The 548-nt window shown below is 38.1% G+C and carries 1 protein-coding gene; it reads left to right on the forward strand.

What is annotated here, in order from left to right; all coding sequences use genetic code 11:
- Positions 1-444: transposase (locus N7931_RS19370; protein WP_262795984.1), on the forward strand; the 444-nt coding region annotated here is incomplete at its 5' end.
- Between the last annotated feature and the right edge of the window lie 104 nt (positions 445-548).

Here is a 548-nt window from a genome sequence, read left to right on the forward strand (position 1 = left end):
TTATCAAATCTTCATAGGAGATTGATTTTGCCTAAGTTTATTCCAGCCAACTACAACCAAACCAGCATGGTCATCATTAACTATCAAGACCAATTACAAGCCGGTACATTTGAACATGCCATTCATTATCTAATTGAACACAAACTCGATTTAAGTGTGTTTTATCCCAGATATAAAAATGATGATAACGGTCGTCCGGCTTATGATCCGTCAGTCTTGTTAAAAATCATTTTATTTGCCTATTCTAAAGGCATCACATCAAGCCGAGAGATTCAGTGGTGCTGCGAAACTAACATTATTTTTAAAGCGCTCAGTTGTGACAGCGTGCTGCACTTTACAACGATAGCGGCGTTTGTATCCGGGCGCCAGATTCGCCACTATTTAAACAAACATCAGGTACACAATATAGAGAAACTGGCGAATTATGGAGAATTAAGGCATTAAAGTTGGGGCAAAGGCCAAAATTCGCGTCAAGTACCACCGAAAATGGGCATTTAATTCATACAGTTGTCGTATCTGATATTTATCGATTAGTTGATAAATTGAGA

The organism is Catenovulum sp. 2E275 (assembly GCF_025515275.1).
GTDB lineage: Bacteria > Pseudomonadota > Gammaproteobacteria > Enterobacterales > Alteromonadaceae > Catenovulum.